Raw genomic sequence first — 17,852 nt, forward strand, 5'->3', positions numbered from 1 at the left:
CGTCCCCACTTTCGTTCATTTTACACGTCAAAGTTGATGTCTTCGTCGCTAGCATCGCCTTCGAACTCATAAATCGTATCGTCAGAATCGCTGTCGATGATTTCACCTTTAATGTCGGCATCTTCGAAATCCTTGTCGTCCCAGATATCTTTGATAATATCCTCAACGAGTGCCTCTACATCGCCATCGTCGTCCAGATCATCGAATTCATCTTGGTATTTATCCAGATTGATCTTGATTTTTACATCAATATCATCCTCATCGCCCTTCAGGGAGATACTCCATTTGAGGTCTTTGTAGTCATCGTAATCAGAATTCAGATCATCTTCCAGATCATCCAAGGCATCCTGAATATCATCCTTTTTATTGCTACTGCTATTGTTTTTCTTGTTGTTTTTCAAATCATAGATCTCTTTGTTCAGGCTATCGATGGTGTTTTGCAGACTTCTGATTTGAGCATCACGTGCAGCCAACTCGTTTGCGTGTTGGGAGTTAGGCATGTCTTTTACCGTAATGGTGTACTTCGCGCCATCCCATGCTACATCCTTGTTGAATACGCCAGCCATCATGCGAAGTGGAATGTACGTGGTTCCATTTACGATGAATGGTTCGATTGTTGTTGGAACAGCTGCACCGTTATAGATAACTTTAATGTTGTTGTACTTAGCTTGTAGATTCTTCGTTCCAGTCGCTGCTTGAGAGCTCGTCGGAATAAGTGTGGTAGTCAGAATCAACGCTGAGGCGATCGCCAGATATTGCTTCTTGAACATAGAAAATCCTCCATTCTCCCGGTTGTCTGTTTCCTTCGTGTCACTATGTACATTACTTACTTTACCTATCGTTCGTGTCGAGAGTATGTCAACAATTGAATTTTTCCTTTCCAAATTGAGGGGATTTCCATGACCAAAAGGACCAAAACAACCAATATGACCGTATCATTTTCAATTTTTCACACCATTTATACAATGCAAAAGAGAGGAATAAAGCGCTTTCATTTTTTGGAGGAGGAGTGGATTCGATGCGGATCAACTTTAAAAATCTGACCGTACAAGTCGTTATTGCCATCATTCTCGGTATCTTAGTTGGTCATTTTGCACCCAAATTCGGCGCAGAGCTGAAGGTGTTGGCCGATATTTTTGTCAAACTGATCAAAATGGTCATTCCACCGATTGTCTTCTTCACCATAGTAAATGGAATCGCCAGTATGGGAGACATGAAAAAGGTCGGTAAGATCGGCGGCAAAGCACTGCTCTATTTTGAAATCGTTACCACAATCGCATTGGCGATCGGACTGTTGGTTGTCAACCTGATCAAGCCCGGGGTAGGCTTTGACAAAACGGGACTGACCAGTGGGGACGTCTCTAAGTACACGGAGGCTGCTGCTCAGAGTAACAATGGCTTTATTCATTTTATTACGGGGATCATCCCGGAAAACGTCGTCGGGGCTATGGCAAATGGCGAGCTGTTGCCGATTCTGTTCTTCGCTGTCCTGTTTGGCCTCTCACTCGCTGCCATGGGGCAAGCGTCCCAACCTGTCATCAAGCTGTTTGACAAGCTGACACACGGATTTTTTGGTGTCGTCAACATGATCATGAAGGTTTCTCCAATTGCTGCATTTGGTGCAATGGCGTACACGATTGGCAAATTCGGCATTGGTTCGTTGACCAGACTGGGCCTTTTAATGACGGCTGTCTACATCACGATGTTTTTGTTCATTATTCTCATATTGGGCGGGATCGCTCGCTACCACAAATTCAGCATCTTCTCATTTATCAAATACATTCGGGAGGAAATCCTGCTCGTGCTTGGCACCTCCTCCTCAGAGTCCGCTCTCCCGAGAATGATAGATCGGCTGGGGAAGTACGGCTGCTCCAAATCCGTTGTCGGTCTGGTCGTACCAACGGGCTACTCGTTTAACCTGGATGGTACCTCGATCTATTTATCTATGGCTGCCATTTTTATCGCCCAGGCATATGGCATCGAGCTCAGCTTCTGGGAACAGGCCACCCTTTTAGGAATCCTGATGATTACGTCAAAAGGGGCTGCCGGTGTCACAGGTTCTGGCTTCATTACACTCGCCGCTACCTTGGCAGCCTTCCCTATCATTCCAGTCGAAGGCATTGCCCTTTTGCTCGGCGTTGATCGATTCATGTCAGAAGCTCGTGCCATCACGAATCTGATCGGAAATGGCGTAGCTGCCGTGGTCATCGCCAAGCATGAAAATGAGTTCCATCCGGGACGCGTCCAGCAAACAGATGAAACTGCCATCGAGTCAGACAACGAGTCAGAACCAAAACCGCTCATGGCCTAGTCCCTATAAAAAAGAGGTTCTCCTATTGCAAGAGAACCTCTTTTTGCTTTAGTCATTTGGCCATGTCTTACGAAGCTCACCCTCAAATTGGCGCAGGTGATTAATTCGCTTCTGTGCTGCCTGATACTCCTTTTGCCAGCCCTCTTTTTCGCGCTCTCTGATCAGCTCTGCCTTTTTCTCCAACTCCCTTACCTCATTGCGCAATGCGATCACGATGTCCAATAGCTCATCCATATCCATGGACCGCATGTCTTGAATAAAGACCCATTCAGCTTCTGTTAATCGATACTGTTTGTTCGCCATGTTTCATCATCCTTAAAATAACCTCTATCGAAGCCCACTCATGGAGGAGTGACCGCGTTTTAGAGGAAAGTTGATATTCCTGCACACTTATAAGTGTGTCAATTTTAGATAAAAACGTTTCATTTTAGAGAAAAATGACGTCATTTCGTGTATAATAGTTGTTGTAGGTATGAATGTCGACAATAATCCGCATAACAGGGGGGATTATTACTAAAATATCACCGGAATGGATATCATTCCAAATAATTATTGACGACTTGTTGCTCACTGGGAAAAGAGAGCCGCTATCTATGCCAATACAGTGTTTTGCGCGAAGGAGGATCTTGCATGTTCTCTATTAGAGAATCCGATTTACCAGGAATCGGTAGGAAGTACCAGGTCGAAACCAGAAGTGGCGACAAGCTGGTTATCGTCATTCACGATGACGGCCGTCGGGAAATGTATCACTTTGACCGAGATGATATGGACGAAACCATCTCCATGGTTACCCTTGACGATGATGAGGCGAGACAAATTGCTGCCATCGTAGGCGGCTTGACGTACAAACCATCTGCACTGGAAACAGTCGAGGTTGCCTTAGACAAACTCATGATTGAGTGGTACAAAATTGAGCCCAACGCTCCTGCCATTGGCAAGACGATTGGGGAACTCAACATTCGTCAAGAAACAGGCGCTACCATCATCGCTGTTATCGAAAAAGACCATAAACAAACGATTAATCCCGGCCCCGAGTATGTCCTTTGTACAGGATCTACATTGGTCGTTGCAGGTGAACGGAAGCAGGTGAAGGCTCTCAAGACTAATCTCAGCAACGGAGGTGAGTGATATTGGAGCACATCGTTTTTGAAGTCGGTCTTGCCCTCGCACTCATAGCAATTGCGGGGTTCCTCTCTATGAAGTTAAAATTCTCCATCGTACCCTTCTACATTCTCATCGGGATGATTGTGGGTCCACACGCTCCCGATATTGGATTGTTTGATCTCCGCTTTATTGAAAGCGCCCCGCTCATCGAATTTATGGGTAGAATCGGCGTACTCTTCCTGTTGTTTTACCTCGGACTGGAATTTTCAGTAGGTCGACTGATCAAGGCTGGTCGATCTATTGCCGTTGGAGGTACCATTTACATTGTCATCAACTTTACCCTCGGCCTCATATTTGGTTGGGCCGCTGGATTTCCACTCAAAGAAGTTTTGATTATCGCAGGTATTACCACTATTTCCTCCAGCGCCATTGTGGCAAAAGTACTGGTGGATCTCAAACGTACAGCAAATCGCGAAACAGAGATGATCTTGGGGATCATCATGTTCGAAGACATATTCTTGGCCGTCTATATCTCGATCGTGTCCGGCTTGGTGTTAAGTGGTGCAACTTCTCTTGCTGGCGTACTCTCATCTGCATTGATTGCACTCGGCTACATGCTTCTCCTCATTATCGTAGGCCGCAAGCTCGTTCCTTTCCTGAATCGAGCATTGAACATCAAATCAAACGAAGTGTTTATGATTACAGTGTTTGCCGCTCTATTTCTGATTGCGGGTTTTTCCGAAACGATCCATGTTGCCGAAGCCATCGGAGCATTACTCGTAGGTCTCGTCCTGGCAGAAACACAACACATGAAGCGCATCGAGCATCTTATCCTGCCGTTCCGTGACTTCTTCGGAGCCATGTTCTTCTTCAGCTTCGGCTTGACAATTGATCCATTGTCATTAGGTGGAGCCGTATGGTTGTCCATTGGTGCAGTTGCCCTCACCCTTTTCGGAAACATCGTGGCCGGACTTTTGGCTGGACGAAGTGCCGGATTGCCTCCCAAGGCTTCTACCAATATTGGACTGACCATCGTATCTCGCGGTGAGTTCTCCATCATCATGGCTAATCTCGGAAAAGCGGGCGCACTCATGGAAATTTTGCAGCCTTTTGCAGCTCTTTACGTTTTGATTCTCGCCATTCTAGGTCCATTGCTGACCAAGGAATCCAAGCATATTTACAAATTGCTCAATGCTGTGTTTCGTCTGGATCGAAAGACACCTGCCAAAGAACCAGCAAACAAAGCAGACGCTGGATAATCAGAGAGGCATGACTACCGACAGCAGATATGCCTGCTGTCGGTTTTCTATTTGATCGCAGACAACATGTTCTCCATGATTTCTTCATTCATCGGGCCAATGTATTTATTCTGGACCACGCCGTTCGAATCAATGATGTAGCTGGTCGGAATCGAAATGGCTTTGTATACATTCGCCACTTCTTTATCGGGATCGAGCAAGATCGGGAAGGTAATGCCATACAACTTCACAAAATCCGCCACCACTTCCGGGCTCGTTTCTGTATCAGTCAAATTGACCCCGAGAATAACGACGCCATTTTCCTTGTTCTCTTCATAGTACCGCTGCATGTCCGGCATTTCTGCGCGGCAAGGAGGACACCACGTCGCCCACAGATTGAGAATGACTTTTTTCCCGCGAAAATCGGACAGCTTGACCGTACTGCCACCTATCTGCTGTAGTTCAAAGTCCGGAGCGGTATTTCCTTTTTCCATTCCAATCTGCCCGTTGCCTTGCTCGCCAGATGAAGCGATGGGCTCCTGCCTGTTCAAGATTTCCGCGTCAAAAATGCCCCAGCCCAAAAGCCCCAAGAGTACAACAATCGCCCAAGCATTATAATATCTCTTCATCGGTCGTTCCCCCTATCGCCTTCACGCGCTTGGACAATAAAAGCAGCAAGAGAGCGAATGCATAGTACATGAGCTGATCTTGGGAGAGTCCTGCGAAAACAGATTCTCGATTTGGAACAAAAAAGTGCACATAGACTTGGCTAATGGCAAACCACATCACGGGTGCAAGCCATACCGCAAGATAAATGAGTCCTTCCTTTGCCCGATGCAGCCACCAAAGAAAAAAGGCGCATATCGCGACCTGCTGTACGTGGTACCACATGCCGCTCTGTTCTAACATGACCGTGAGCAGTTGGTAAACGCCAGTTGCAGCAAGAAATCCTGTCCCTATTCCCAAGGCGACGAAAGGAACAGGAATCGCTTTTTTACGTACCGTCTTGGTGAGGTAGATGACAACTGCCACGACTGCCAGCATCGCTCCGTTTTCTCCCCCGGAAAAATAAAGAATGGATGAGGGATTCTCCACCGCTTTCGAAAAATAAAACAGGACGTAGCTGAACTTCCAAACGAGAAATCCTAGCCCCAGTGCATTACTCAACAGCTCAATAACGGCTGCTTTCATTTTTCGGTTATGAGTAAGCTGAGCGGATATAGCCACAAAGCCGAGTGAAAGCGAAACAATGACCGCCAGCATGCTCATCTTCAACAAAAAGGGGCCTATTTGAAAAGCATCTGACATTTTCGTTTCCTCCTGTATGAAAATGGCTTACTCTAGGGAAGACAAGACAATTATCACCATATCAGGAAATGGGGAATAAAGGAATGCTCACGAATATTTTTACTTTGCAGGAGCGCTATGCCCTTGCTTTTTCTACGCGAACGGAGCATCCACAAGTGCGCGTATATCGCGATGAATCGGTCCCGGACATGTATAGCCATAATTATACAGAGATTATGTCGATTCCTACGCAAGACTGGTTACGAGCTTACATTGAGCAAGAGCTTCAGTGTGCCAAAGAGCAGCAGCTCGGCCACTTGAAGCTGGAGTTGCACCCGACTCTACCTTTTTCAGAAGAGTTCGTGTCTTTTGCCACCCAGCTTGGGTTTGAAGTAAATACGATGCTTTACATGCTTGCTTCGCTGGATGCTGCCGATAAACTGGCGCCGAATCCACAATGCTCCGTTTTACGAGGGGATTCAACTGACGTCATGGACGCAGGCATACGCTGCCTTACTGCAAATGATTCCGTCATGATCAATCCTGATTTTGCTGTCCGAAAAGCGAACCGGAAAAAAGAGATTTATGAAAACGGCGAGATCATACCGTATGTATGCTTTGTCGATCAGGAGCCGGTCGGTGCATGTGAATGGCATCTTTACAAGGAGCTCGTTCGTATGGAGGAATTTTTTATACTGGATGCCTGGCAACGTAGGGGATTCGGCACGGAAATCATTCGCGTCATGATGCAGGATGCCAAAAAGCTCGGGGCCACCCATATGTACTTGACGACCTATGCAGATGACACGCCGCAAGAAATGTACAGCAAGCTCGGCTTTCAAGAGGTCGGGAAGCATTTGGAAATGATCTGGCTAAAAAGCTAAAAAAGCTCCCACCAAGTAGCTTAGTGAGAGCCATCCCTATTTTCAACGTTGATCTAGTCTTTTGTTAAGCAGCGCTTCGGCCTCCTGATCTCTTCGGTCGGTTTCGCCGTTTTTGGTCCAATGTAAAAATCGGTCGTCCAAAAGCTCTGCCAAGATTGCCCGTTTGTCCGCTTCGCTCACCGAAAGCGAGAGTACTTGTCTTCTCATGCTGCCGAGAAACAGCGTGTAGTCCTCGTATTCCGGTCCCACCCATTCTTCGAGCTGGCGGCGCATTTTCTTCGCCAGACCCGGGTTGTTCCCACCCGTAGAGATCGCAATCTGCAAGTCTCCACGTGCAACGACGGATGGAACGGTAAACGAACAAAGCTCTGGTCGATCAACGATATTGATCCACTGATGCGGACGGCACGCTTCATAAACAGCCAGATTGACAGCGGGATCACTCGTCGCCGCGATGATGAGCACTGCCTCCTCTACGTCCTGTGGGGTAAAGGGGCGCAGTGCAATCATCAGCTTCTTAGCATGTGCCCATTCATGGATAGTTGTCGTACAGGAGGGAGTCACAACGGTGACATCCGCACCAGCAGCAAGCAGACTGTCGATTTTCCGCTCGGCTACCTGCCCGCCACCGACCACCAAGCAACGCTTGTTTTGTAGATTGACCATCATGGCATAGTGCGTCACCAGCGTTCCCTCCTCTCGGCCTCCTATTGTTACCCTTGTTCCATTCCAAGCGTAGCATCAAACCAGTTGATTTTCTCACGCATCTTCACGACATCACCAACCAGAATGATAGCTGGATTCGTGATGTGACTGTTTTGGGCCAAACGTTCCTCAATATCAGCCAAGGTACCCGTTACTACTGCTTGCTGCGGGAGTGTTCCCCAAGAGATGACGGCTACTGGCGTGTGTGGATCGCGTCCGTGCTTGATTAATTGGGTGCGGATCAACGGCAGGTTGGCGACTCCCATGTAAAAAGCAACCGTGTCGATGCCATTCGCGAGAGCACTCCATTTTTCTACGGCCAGCTCCGGTTTGTCTTCACGCAAATGTCCCGTCACGACAGCGAATGACGAGCCGTGATCGCGGTGTGTCACCGGAATACCCGCATACGCCGAGGCTGCAATTCCAGCCGTTACTCCCGGGACGATTTCAAAGGCAATTCCTCGCTCAGCCAAATGCTGCGCTTCTTCTCCTGCACGACCAAACACGCAAGGATCGCCGCCTTTTAACCGAACGACGACTTTTCCTTCCAGCGCCTTTTCCGCCAACAGCTCGTTAATCGATTCCTGCCTCATCGTGTGATGATCCGGCAGTTTGCCGCAGTAGATACGTTCTGCCGTCTGTGGCGCGTACTCCAGCAGGGCTGGATTTGCCAGCCGATCATACACAACCACCTCTGCCTTTTGCAGGCATTCCATTCCTTTTACAGTAATCAGCTTTGGATCGCCAGGGCCAGCTCCTACGAGATAAACTTTTCCCGCGCCGCTCATCGGTCACTTACTCCTGCCGATGCAAATGTCGCCATCTCACGAACCATTCGTGTCGCTGCTTCCACGATCGGAAACGCCAATGTTGCTCCGCTTCCTTCGCCCAGTCGCAAATTCAGGCTGAGCAATGGCTCCTTGCCTAATGCTTGCAGGACAAAATCATGACCCGGCTCCTCAGAACGGTGACCCGCGATCAAGTAATCTGCAACGAGTGGCTCCATGCGAACAGCAAGCAAAGCCGCTACCGTAGCAATAAAGCCGTCCAAGAGCACAGGGACACGGCGAGAAGCTGCTCCCATGATCGCCCCAGCCATTGCCCCGATTTCCAATCCGCCGACTTTTGCCAAAACGTCCAACGGATTGGTTGCATCCGGGCGATGCAAGGCGAGTGCTTCACGAACAACTGTCTTTTTACGCTGCCAGCCCGCGTCATCCAGCCCTGTTCCTCGTCCGACGATTTGCTCAGGATCAGCTCCGGTTAAGGCTGACAGGATCGCACTGCTGGCTGTCGTGTTGCCAATCCCTACTTCACCGACGATCAGGACTTTGGCGCCTTCTCCGATAATCGCTTCTGCCATTTCAAGGCCAACTGCGATGGAGCGCTGCGCTTCATCTGCGGTCATCGCTGCTTCTTTCAGCATATTGCCCGAGCCTGCTCTGACTCGCTTGTTGTAAACAGCCGGCGCTTCGACCTCGACCGCTACACCGACATCTACGATTTTTTGGATGGCTCCGATTTGTCTGGCGAAGACGTTGACTCCAGCTCCGCCATGAACCATATTCAGCACCATTTGCGCTGTCACTTCCTGCGGATAGGCAGAGACACCTTCTCGTGCCACACCGTGATCGGCCGCAAAAACAAGCACGCCCGGCGGTGTCACAACAGGCATTGTCTCCCCTGTCATCCCAGCCAGCTCAATAGCCAATTGCTCCAAGCGACCAAGGCTGCCAAGCGGCTTGGTCAACTGATCCACATGCTGTCTCGTTTGCTCACTTGCTTCCTGATTTCGTGGCTCAATCGCCGGATAAATGACTGCCATTATATTTGCACCTCTTTTTCTTGAAAAACCTTCATGTACTCTTCGATCGTATCCAACTTCACATGGCGGCGAACCGTATCCGCCAACAGATCGTACCCCTGCTCTCGTAGAGCGACAAAGGATGGGCGATCCGTGATGGGTGGGAGACCTTTTTTCTCACGGATGGTATTCAGCAACAGCGTGCGGAAGTGGTCATTGTGGAACAGGCCATGAAAATACGTGCCGATCAACTGCCGCTCCTCCTGACAATAGCCCTCCGTACGCCCCTCCATCTGGATAAAAGGAAAATCATAGCTCGAATAAGCAGATTGCCCCATGTGAATCTCGTAGCCTTCCACCGTCAGCTTTTCCTTCGCAAATACTGCTTCGCCACGGGACAAAACGGTCGTCTTCTTCTGCTCCATCGTCGTGATCATCGGGATGAGACCTAGCCCATCAAGCTGCTGCAACAAAGACTCGACCCCAGCCGGATCATGAATAGAATCTCCCAGCATTTGATAGCCGCCGCACAAACCGACGATATACGTCTTCCCTTTATGATGAAGGTCTTGGACCGCCGCGGCAAGACCTGTATCTCGTAAGAATTGCAAATCCTCTAGTGTATTCTTGCTGCCCGGCAAGACAATCAGGTCTGGTTCACCCAGCTCTTCCAAACGTGTCACAAAACGCATCCGGCAATCCGGCTCTACAAAAAACGGGTCCACGTCAGTGAAGTTGGAAATTCGCGGGTAGCGCAAAACCGCAATGTCAATCTCACGCGGTGTCTCACGCTGACCTTGATAACGGTGCAAAATCAGCGAATCCTCCGCATCGATCCACAAGTCTGGAATAAATGGCACGACACCAAGGACAGGCTTGCCCGTATATTCTTCGAACCAGTCGAGTCCCGGCTGCAAAAGCGTCAGGTCTCCACGAAAACGATTGATGATGACGCCGATCACGCGGTCCCGATCTTCGGGCTCGAGCAGTTGGAGAGTACCGACCAAGCTGGCAAACACACCCCCACGCTCGATGTCTGCCACCAAAATGACGGGCGCGTTCGTGAGACGAGCGACTCGCATATTGACGAGCTCGCGGTCATTCAGATTGACCTCTGCCGGACTGCCAGCCCCTTCAATGACGATCCGCTCATAGGAGCTGGCGAGTCGTTGATACGCTTCTTCAATGACCCGCAAGCCCTCGTCATAAAATTCCGTTCGATAGGCAAAAGCTTTCATGTTGCCATATGGCTCGCCGTTGACGACAATTTGCGATTCGGAATCTCGCGTCGGCTTGATCAAAATGGGGTTCATGTCAGTCGTCGCCAGAATTCCCGCTGCTTCTGCCTGAACGCCCTGTGCCCGGCCGATTTCTTTTCCATCCAGCGTCACGTAGGAATTCAGGGCCATATTTTGCGATTTGAACGGAGCTGTCTTGTAGCCATCTTGGGCAAAAATCCGGCACAGCGCTGTAGCAATCGCACTTTTTCCTGCATCCGAGCTAGTACCTTGTACCATCAACGGGAGGGTTTTAGGCACGAGCGGACACCTCCGCGCAACGTTTCAGCCAACGCTCAACCAGTTCGGGATTGGAGCCGAAATGCAAGTGAGTATAGCCCGCAACCAGATTATCTTGGGCATAGCCCTCCGGCTTCGTACCGCGAAGTCCTTTTGTCTCATAGGCTGCTGGTAGCTCTTGATCCGAAGCATACGTAGAGTAATGGAATTCATGCCCTTTTGCCTGTTCTTCGGTGCCAAGCAAGAAATTGCCTGCCTTGCCGCGCACTTCCCGATAGCCGAGCGCTGCGAGCTTTTTCTGCATGGTCACCTTTCCTGGGATGAGCCCCACCATCGGATAGCTGTCGCCCTCGGTCGTCACGATTGCCTCTGTCAAAAACATGTAGCCGCCGCACTCAGCCAAGGTAGGCAAGCCTTTTATGATCGCAGATCGGATCGATTGCTTCACCGCTTCATTTTGAGATAGCTCTGCCGCAAATTCCTCCGGGAAGCCTCCCCCAATGTACAAGCCAGCCGCGTCCTCAGGCACTCCCTCTCCGGCCAGCGGAGAAAAGAACGCGAGCTTCGCGCCATAGGCTTCAAGCAACTCCAAATTTTCCGGATAGTAAAAATGAAAAGCAGGGTCCTTCGCTACAGCAATGGTGACATCGGCAGATGCTTTTCGTGGAGCAAACAGCGTAGGTTTTGCTTGCAGCGGCTCTGCCTTTGCCAAGTCCCAAATTTGCTCCAAATCGACTGTCTCCGCAATCAGATCAGCCAGCTTTTCAAACAGCGGTGTCAGCTCTCCACGCTCAACAGATGGCACCAATCCGAGATGACGTTCCGGTATTTCCAGCTCGTTTTCCCGTTTCAGGTAGCCCACGACTGGAATCCCGCACTCCTGCTCGATCGCTGCCTTCACGATTTTGTAGTGCCCTTCACTGCCGACCTTGTTCGCGATGACACCGACGATGCTCGCCTGTGGATTGAGCAGTTGAAAGCCTTTGACAATCGCAGCCGCACTGCGCGCCATGCTCTGACAATTGACCACCAACAGAACCGGAGAGCCAGTCAGGATGCTGATTTCGGCCGTGCTGCCTTTATCGCTGGTCGCTTCCTTGCCATCGTACATGCCCATAACGCCCTCGATAATCGAGATGTCTGCACCCTCGCTACCGCGGACAAAAATCTCCTTCACGATCTCATGCTCCAGCATAAAGCTGTCCAGATTACGCGAAGCTCTCCCCGTTACAGCCGTATGATACGTCGGATCGATGTAGTCAGGTCCGCACTTGAAGCCCTGTACGATATGCCCTTTTCTTTTCAGAGCAGCCATCAGTCCGATAGTAACGGTAGTCTTACCCGCTCCACTGCCTGTTCCGGCAATCACAATACGGCGGCTATCCGTCATGCGCGATCCTCCTCATGATAGGGCATCAATCCGACCGAAATGGTGGTGTTACCCGACTTCTTCTTGGTCAAAACGAGTTCGTCTGCGCCAGCGTACAGCTTCGCGGCAGGCTCGCTCACTCCGTATGCTCCAGTAAACTTGAAGACGGTATCAGATGGATCGCTGATTTCTACCTGATTCAACTCCTCAGGCGAATACCAGACGAACGGCCAGCCGTATTTTTCGCAAACGGCGATCAGACCCTCTTCATCCTTTTTCAGCTCAATGGTCGCCAGTGCTTTTACACTTTTGATCGAAAATTGCAGTTCATCCAGCGTTTCCTTGATAACTGCCTCGATCTCCTCTGCGGAGGTTCCCCGGTTGCAGCCCATCCCGAGTACGATGACCTTCGGACGATAAAGGACGCCGTTGTCCAAAATCGATTGTTCCTCCGGTGTGAGCAAGCGATGAGAAACGACGAGAGCAGCTTGCAGCTGATCGGCTTGTGCCTCAGCGATTGTCGCGTATTCCTTGATCGACGGCGGCATCGGCGTGTCATGCATCCACCAGTCGCGTTCACCGGATTCATTGATGACTGCTACGCGCTCCTCATTGACGACAGAAGCACTGACAGGGGTCAGCTTTTCAGCGGAATCCCATTCCCACCCAAAACGTCTACCGAATAGATCGACTGGAATTGTCTTCTGTACGTCAGATGCTGTCGTGATAATCGGACGAGCACCCATGACTGCCGCTACCTCGCGAGCCAACTCATTGGCACCGCCCAAATGACCGGACAGCACACTGATGACATTCTCCCCACGATCATCGACGACGACCACACCCGGGTCTTTCTTTTTGTCTTCGAGCAAAGGTGCGATCATCCGAATAACCGCACCTAGTGAAATAATGATGATTAACCCTTTATAAGCAGGCCAGAGAGCTGGAAACAACATCCGCACGCTGTTTGAAAACAGCTGGATGCCGCGCGCTTCCTCATCTCCCCGCTCGAACTTGCTCATGTAGTACAGGTCTGTTCCAGGAAATTTTTGCGCCAAATCACGCGCCATTTCCACCCCGTGCTTTGTGATCGCAACAATGGCATAGTCTCCGCGCTGTTCGATAACAGGGATTTCTCCCTCGATCAGTTCGATGATCTTCATTATTCCTTCACACCTTTTCTGAACCCGTGCGTAAAGGTTTTGTCGTACAGTTTGGAGCGGTACTGCTCGCTCTTGTCGTGGATGTTCGGGTCCAATGCCCAGCCAGCCAAAATCATTGCGTGTTTGCGAATACCGTTTTTACCCATATCTTCGTCCAAGTTTTTCAGCGTCGTGCGAACGATCAATTGATCCGGCCAGCTCGCACGTTGTACGACTGCTACAGGTGTGTCCTCGCTCCAGCCAGCTTCGATTAGCTCGCGGACTACTTTTTTCGTCAAAGTCGCGCTAAGGTACAGAGCCAGTGTGCAATGATGCTCAGCGAGTGCACGCAGCTTTTCTCTTTCAGGCACTGGCGTGCGGCCTTCTGCACGAGTGAGGATAATCGTCTGTGTCAGATCAGGAATTGTCAACTCGGCTCCTACTGCTGCCGCTGCCGCAAATACTGAGCTCACACCCGGTACGATTTCTACCTCGATACCTTTTTCCTTTAACAGTGCGATCTGCTCCATGATCGCGCCATAAATCGATGGATCGCCCGTATGCAGGCGAACGACTGTTTTTCCACTGCTAATCCGGTCTACCAACTGTTCTACCATTTCTTCCAATGCCATACCCGAGCTTTGCAATACCTCTGCATCGGGATTGCCCATTGCTACCAAGTCCTCGTTCACGAGAGAGTCAGTATACATAATGACGTCTGCCTTTTGCAGCAGCTTCAAGCCTTTTACCGTAATCAGATCGGGGTCGCCGGGACCCGCTCCCACTATGTACAGTTTCATTACTTTTTCACCACCATCAATGTAAGATAGCTAAGCTCTGCCCGCTCCAGTTCACGCATATCGGTCCAAACCATTTCCTCGGAGGAAGTGACCTTGGTCGCTACTGCTGCCTTTTCAGCCAGTCCCATTTCTTTCAGCAAGCCAATGATCATTGGCAGTACCTTTGCTACCTTCAGGAACACGACGGTATCATGGTTCTCAAGCGCTTTGCGCATGGCTTCCTTGTCTTCTGTTGCCGGGATGATGCCGATCTGCTCGTCGCCATCCGCCAGCGGCAGATTGAAGCGGGAAGCTGCTCCCAGAAACGAAGAGACGCCTGGTACGGTCACGATTGGCACTTCCGGGTGCTCCTCATGCATGACGCGCATCATGTGGATGAACGTGCTGTAAAACATCGGATCGCCTTCCGTTACAAAAGCGACATCCTTGCCTTCAGACAGACGCTCCCAGACGATCTCCACCGTGTTGGTCCACTCGCGCTCCAAAATTTCTTTGTCCCGCGTCATCGGGAATACGAGTCCGAGCATTTCCTTGTCTGGGGACTGCACATACAGCTCTGCGATTTGATGCGCGTAGCTTTTGCTGCCCATCCGTTTTTTCGGATACGCAACCACTGGTGCTTGCTGTAATAGACGAAATGCCTTGACGGTAATCAATTCAGGGTCGCCGGGACCTACTCCTAGTCCGTACAATGTTCCGATCTTAGTCACTTGCTGTCTCCTCCTTGTTCTTCTGCCTGCTTGGCCCAGGCTGTAATGATGTAGATCGGATTCAATGCTTCAAAACGCGTTAGGGACAAAATCGGCTTGCTGCGCGATAGCTGCGCCAGTGTCACCGATGTCTCGAATCCTTCTTGCGCGAATGCTTGTGTCGCTTCGTACAATGTCTCAATGGTCGCTGCATTCACCACGATCCGACCATTCGGGCGCAGTCGTGTGCAGCAGATATTCAACAGCTCGCGCAATTCTCCGCCACTACCGCCGATGAATACAGCGTCCGGGTCTGGGAATTGATCGAGGCCATGTGGGGCGCGTGCATTGACGACTGTCAAATCCGTGCGAAACTTCGCCATGTTCTGGCGGCAGTTTTCCAGATCGTCCACGTTCTTCTCAACGCCGTACACTTCACCCTCACGCGCAATTCGTCCCGCTTCAATGGCGACAGAGCCTGTGCAGGTGCCGATGTCCCAGACGATGCTTTTGGCATGCAATTGCAACTGTGCAATGCTTAAAATGCGCACTTCTTTTTTCGTAATGAGTCCCTTGTCCGGCTTGCGCTGGGAGAATTCCTCGTCTGCAATTCCGAACGGCCACACTGGGCTTGGACGGCGTTTTTTCAAAATCATGACATTCAGATCAGAGAAGACCCCATCTGCCATTTCTTCAAGGGAGTACCAACCTGTCCGCTCTTCGGCGCTGCCGAGATTCTCCGCCACAAACGCATCGTACTCGGTCATATGGAACGAAAGGAGGTACTTAGCGATCGCTGCTGGCGAGTTTTCCCGATCCGTCAGCAATGCGACCTTATCCTTCCCGTCGATACGCTGTGCCAGACCTTTGATACTGCGTCCGTGCACACTTGCCAATGTCGCATCCTGCCATGCTTCGCCCATTTTGGCAAAAGCGAGCTGGATGGAGCTGAGGTGCGGATAAATCTCCACGTTCAGCTTTTTGGAAAGCAAGCCACCAATCCCATAAAAGAGCGGGTCACCTGACGCCAGAATGACCGTTTTGCGCGTCTCAGTGCGAAGCTCTTCTACCATCGCAGTCAGTCCGCCTTTCAGCACCCGCTTCTCTCCCGCATACTCCGGGAAAAAGCTGAGGTGCCGCTCTCCTCCAACCAACAGTTCACTTTCCTCTATCCAAGTCCGGTACAACGGCAGCAGGCTCTGCTGTCCATCATCCCCGATTCCAATTACTTTCATCGCCTGTGTCATTGATCGTCACCCTTCCCAACAGGGACCCTTTCATTGTGATGATGATGGTTTCGACCTCGATACCGCCGCCCACTTCCTTTAATGCAGCGCGACAGCAATTTTCGCACATGATCTCGAAAAAGGCGGGTGTGTCCACCATCATATCGCCTACCTGCGAAGCAGTGTTGGCTCCCAAAATTTCGTCAATACGCTCCTGCGAAGCTCCTGCATCTGCCGCCATTTGGGCGAGGAAGCCGAAATCGACGGGTGCGCTTTTGGAATGAACCATCATGACGCCCTGCGCTACCTTGGAAAACTTGCCCATCATCCCGACCAAGGTCACTTTGCGCATCTTCTGGTTTTTACACTGCTTGAGGGAAAAGCCGACGAAATCGCCCATCTCCACGAATGCTTCTTCCGACAGCTCTGGATAAGTAGCGACCCCGTAGGATTCACTCTTTCCGCCCGTCGACAACACAATATGATCGCAGCCGGCTTCCTTGGCGACATTGACTGCTTGTGCCACGCTTGCCTTGTAGGCAGAAGTGGAAAACGGCACCACGATTCCACGCGTCCCCAAAATGGAGATGCCGCCGAGTATGCCGAGTCGTCCATTCAATGTTTTTTTGGCGATTTCCTCGCCCGCTGGCACGGAGATAACGATTTTGATCCCGCGCTGTGTCCCGTACTCATCCAGAACAGCCTGCGCGGTTTCCCTGATCATTTTGCGCGGGACGGGATTGATCGCTGCCTCGCCAATCGGAACGGGCAAACCTGGCTTGGTCACCCGTCCCACACCGAGTCCGCCATCCAAAATAATGCCGGGCTCATCCGACCATTCCACAGTAGAGAGGATAAGAGCACCGTGTGTCGCGTCAGGGTCGTCTCCCCCATCCTTGATGGTGCCTACTGTCGCCCTCTCCAATGAAAATTCACAGCTCTCCATCTGAAAGGTGACATCCTCGCCGATTGGCAGGCGAATCGTCGCCTGGCTTTGCTCTTCCTGAGTAATCAGCGCGATCAAAGCAGCCTTGGTCGTCGCCGTTGCACATGATCCAGTCGTATATCCGTGGCGGAGGGGTTTTGCCTCTTTTTCGTCCGTTGCTGCTTTGGCTGCCATCTGCTTAGCCCAACCGTTCCGCCATAATCGAAATGGCATTCAAAGCTGCTACCGTTACTGGGCTTCCGCCTTTACGTCCCATGTTTGTGATGAATGGGATATCGAGCTTCGCCAACTCTTCCTTGGATTCTGCCGCGGATACGAAACCAACTGGCATCCCGATCACCAGACCTGGCTTTGCTTCGCCTTCCTTCACCATACGGATCAGCTCCAGGAGTGCAGTAGGTGCGTTTCCGATGCAAAAGATTCCGCCATCTGCTTCCTTGATCGCTTTGCGCATGGAAATGATCGCACGAGTCGTGTTCAGACGCTTCGCCTCTTCCATCACATCGCGATCAGAGATGTATACCTTTACTTCTCCACCGAATTTTTCAATGCGGTTTTTGCTGATGCCGACTTGTACCATCTGAACATCTGCTACGACGATTTTGCCGCTGCGGATCGCTTCGATTCCCGATTTTACTGCGTCCGGGTGGAATACGAGGCTGCGTCCGAGATCAAAGTCTGCAGATGCGTGAATGACGCGTTGTACTACCGGATATTGCTCTTCCGTAAAAGAATGCTCGCCCAGCTCATCTGTAATGATTTGAAAGCTCAATTCCTCAATCTCTTGCGGTTGTACAGTCATCGGTTTAAATTCTGTTTTGAAATCCATA

At 50.6% G+C, this 17,852-nt stretch carries 19 protein-coding genes; 4 read left to right on the plus strand and 15 right to left on the minus strand.

All coding sequences use genetic code 11. From position 1 onward, the window contains the following. Window positions 1–20: 20 nt before the first annotated feature. On the minus strand, window positions 21–770 hold the full coding sequence (locus tag E8L90_RS16555) for a copper amine oxidase N-terminal domain-containing protein (protein WP_137030369.1): 750 nt from the start codon (window positions 768–770) through the stop codon (window positions 21–23). Between the two features lie 248 nt (window positions 771–1,018). Between E8L90_RS16555 and E8L90_RS16560 the strand changes: the two genes are divergently transcribed. After that, complete coding sequence (locus E8L90_RS16560; RefSeq protein WP_137030370.1) at window positions 1,019–2,311, plus strand: dicarboxylate/amino acid:cation symporter; 1,293 nt, start codon at window positions 1,019–1,021, stop codon at window positions 2,309–2,311. A 48-nt stretch (window positions 2,312–2,359) separates the two neighbouring features. Here the strand turns inward: E8L90_RS16560 and E8L90_RS16565 are convergent, their stop codons facing one another. Next, window positions 2,360–2,614 carry a hypothetical protein gene (locus E8L90_RS16565; protein ID WP_137030371.1) on the minus strand — a complete coding sequence of 85 codons (255 nt, stop codon included), beginning with the start codon at window positions 2,612–2,614 and terminating at the stop codon, window positions 2,360–2,362. 327 nt (window positions 2,615–2,941) lie between these two features. On the opposite strand from E8L90_RS16565, the gene E8L90_RS16570 reads away from it, so the two are divergent. Both E8L90_RS16570 and E8L90_RS16575 read left to right on the plus strand, forming a co-directional pair. Continuing rightward, on the plus strand, window positions 2,942–3,439 hold the full coding sequence (locus E8L90_RS16570; RefSeq protein ID WP_137030373.1) for a cation:proton antiporter regulatory subunit: 498 nt from the start codon (window positions 2,942–2,944) through the stop codon (window positions 3,437–3,439). A 2-nt stretch (window positions 3,440–3,441) separates the two neighbouring features. Beyond that, window positions 3,442–4,674, plus strand: coding sequence for a cation:proton antiporter (locus tag E8L90_RS16575; protein WP_137030375.1), 1,233 nt, complete (start codon window positions 3,442–3,444; stop codon window positions 4,672–4,674). A 47-nt stretch (window positions 4,675–4,721) separates the two neighbouring features. Here E8L90_RS16575 and E8L90_RS16580 read toward each other — a convergent pair whose 3' ends face one another. Both E8L90_RS16580 and E8L90_RS16585 read right to left on the minus strand, forming a co-directional pair. Continuing rightward, window positions 4,722–5,282, minus strand: coding sequence for a peroxiredoxin family protein (locus E8L90_RS16580; protein ID WP_137030376.1), 561 nt, complete (start codon window positions 5,280–5,282; stop codon window positions 4,722–4,724). Next, entirely contained in the window at window positions 5,266–5,961 is a 696-nt protein-coding gene (locus E8L90_RS16585) for a hypothetical protein (RefSeq protein ID WP_137030378.1), read from the minus strand. The genes E8L90_RS16580 and E8L90_RS16585 overlap by 17 nt, the downstream gene beginning before the upstream one ends. Before the next feature lie 83 nt (window positions 5,962–6,044). Here E8L90_RS16585 and E8L90_RS16590 point away from each other — a divergent pair, with 83 nt between their 5' ends. Then, window positions 6,045–6,824: a GNAT family N-acetyltransferase gene (locus E8L90_RS16590; protein ID WP_137030379.1), complete on the plus strand. Its 780-nt coding sequence runs from the start codon at window positions 6,045–6,047 to the stop codon at window positions 6,822–6,824. A gap of 42 nt (window positions 6,825–6,866) precedes the next feature. Here the strand turns inward: E8L90_RS16590 and E8L90_RS16595 are convergent, their stop codons facing one another. From E8L90_RS16595 to E8L90_RS16645, 11 genes are read right to left on the minus strand one after another with little or no spacing between them, the layout of a single operon-like run. Then, a complete protein-coding gene (locus E8L90_RS16595; protein ID WP_137030381.1) occupies window positions 6,867–7,508 on the minus strand; it encodes a precorrin-2 dehydrogenase/sirohydrochlorin ferrochelatase family protein in 642 nt (213 codons plus the stop codon). 29 nt (window positions 7,509–7,537) lie between these two features. Then, on the minus strand, window positions 7,538–8,317 hold the full coding sequence (cobA, locus tag E8L90_RS16600; protein WP_137030382.1) for a uroporphyrinogen-III C-methyltransferase: 780 nt from the start codon (window positions 8,315–8,317) through the stop codon (window positions 7,538–7,540). Continuing rightward, window positions 8,314–9,354 carry a nicotinate-nucleotide--dimethylbenzimidazole phosphoribosyltransferase gene (gene cobT, locus E8L90_RS16605; protein ID WP_137030383.1) on the minus strand — a complete coding sequence of 347 codons (1,041 nt, stop codon included), beginning with the start codon at window positions 9,352–9,354 and terminating at the stop codon, window positions 8,314–8,316. The genes cobA and cobT overlap by 4 nt, the downstream gene beginning before the upstream one ends. Further along, window positions 9,354–10,871 (minus strand): cobyric acid synthase, encoded by a 1,518-nt coding sequence (locus tag E8L90_RS16610; RefSeq protein ID WP_137030385.1) that lies wholly within the window; start codon window positions 10,869–10,871, stop codon window positions 9,354–9,356. Before E8L90_RS16610 ends, cobT begins: the two co-directional genes overlap by 1 nt. Further along, window positions 10,864–12,240, minus strand: a complete 1,377-nt coding sequence (locus E8L90_RS16615) for a cobyrinic acid a,c-diamide synthase CobB (protein ID WP_137030386.1) — start codon at window positions 12,238–12,240, stop codon at window positions 10,864–10,866. The genes E8L90_RS16610 and E8L90_RS16615 overlap by 8 nt, the downstream gene beginning before the upstream one ends. Then, entirely contained in the window at window positions 12,237–13,382 is a 1,146-nt protein-coding gene (locus tag E8L90_RS16620) for a cobalt-precorrin 5A hydrolase (RefSeq protein WP_137030388.1), read from the minus strand. The genes E8L90_RS16615 and E8L90_RS16620 overlap by 4 nt, the downstream gene beginning before the upstream one ends. Then, on the minus strand, window positions 13,382–14,161 hold the full coding sequence (gene cobM / locus E8L90_RS16625) for a precorrin-4 C(11)-methyltransferase (RefSeq protein WP_137030390.1): 780 nt from the start codon (window positions 14,159–14,161) through the stop codon (window positions 13,382–13,384). Before cobM ends, E8L90_RS16620 begins: the two co-directional genes overlap by 1 nt. Beyond that, a complete protein-coding gene (cobI, locus tag E8L90_RS16630) occupies window positions 14,161–14,871 on the minus strand; it encodes a precorrin-2 C(20)-methyltransferase (protein ID WP_137030392.1) in 711 nt (236 codons plus the stop codon). Before cobI ends, cobM begins: the two co-directional genes overlap by 1 nt. After that, window positions 14,868–16,097: a precorrin-6y C5,15-methyltransferase (decarboxylating) subunit CbiE gene (cbiE, locus tag E8L90_RS16635; protein ID WP_137030393.1), complete on the minus strand. Its 1,230-nt coding sequence runs from the start codon at window positions 16,095–16,097 to the stop codon at window positions 14,868–14,870. The genes cobI and cbiE overlap by 4 nt, the downstream gene beginning before the upstream one ends. Then, window positions 16,060–17,196, minus strand: coding sequence for a cobalt-precorrin-5B (C(1))-methyltransferase (locus E8L90_RS16640; RefSeq protein WP_137033488.1), 1,137 nt, complete (start codon window positions 17,194–17,196; stop codon window positions 16,060–16,062). The genes cbiE and E8L90_RS16640 overlap by 38 nt, the downstream gene beginning before the upstream one ends. 4 nt (window positions 17,197–17,200) lie before the next feature. Then, window positions 17,201–17,851: a precorrin-8X methylmutase gene (locus E8L90_RS16645; protein WP_007715906.1), complete on the minus strand. Its 651-nt coding sequence runs from the start codon at window positions 17,849–17,851 to the stop codon at window positions 17,201–17,203. Window position 17,852 lies beyond the last annotated feature (1 nt).

The sequence above is a fragment of the Brevibacillus antibioticus genome (genome assembly GCF_005217615.1).
GTDB lineage: Bacteria > Bacillota > Bacilli > Brevibacillales > Brevibacillaceae > Brevibacillus > Brevibacillus antibioticus.